This is a genomic window from Paratractidigestivibacter sp. (genome assembly GCF_052362415.1).
GTDB lineage: Bacteria > Actinomycetota > Coriobacteriia > Coriobacteriales > Atopobiaceae > Paratractidigestivibacter.
Genome location: NZ_DAWEMK010000105.1, coordinates 1 through 436, shown reverse-complemented (window position 1 = coordinate 436; position 436 = coordinate 1). Strand labels below are relative to the sequence as shown.

Below are 436 nucleotides of genomic sequence, written 5' to 3'. Positions count from 1 at the left end.
TCGACCTCAAGCTCGGCCACGGAATGCGCATCGCTTGGCGCGTCCTCGGCGTCGTGCCGGCCGTCGCGTTCATGCTCTCGCCGTTCATGATTCCCGTGCTGCCGTCCGGCGCGGCGACCGCCTTCGCGGTGATCCTCCTTGCCGCTATGGCGATCCCCGTGCTCTTCCTGCTGTTCGGCCTGTTCTATGGCCTCTCGCTCGCAGGCGAGAAGCCCGACGAGGACGAGGAGGACGACGCCGAGTAGCCTACGAACGACGCTTGGCACCGGCTGCGGATTGAACGATAAGCGCGCCCCTTCCTTATGGAGGGGGCGCGCTTTCTCGTCGTCTCTGCGATGGGCGTCCGACGACGGTCGCGGGGGGCTGCCCGCAGGACTAGTTGTCGCTGCGCGAGAAGCCGTTGCGCATCTCGGCGCTGCGGGCAAAGAGCACGTGG

The 436-nt window shown here is 67.2% G+C and carries 1 protein-coding gene; it reads left to right on the top strand.

Annotation, left to right across the window (positions count from 1 at the left end):
* A partial coding sequence (locus tag ACT84W_RS08965) for a hypothetical protein (RefSeq protein WP_444328961.1) occupies positions 1–245 on the top strand: 245 nt, incomplete at its 5' end.
* Positions 246–436: the final 191 nt, after the last annotated feature.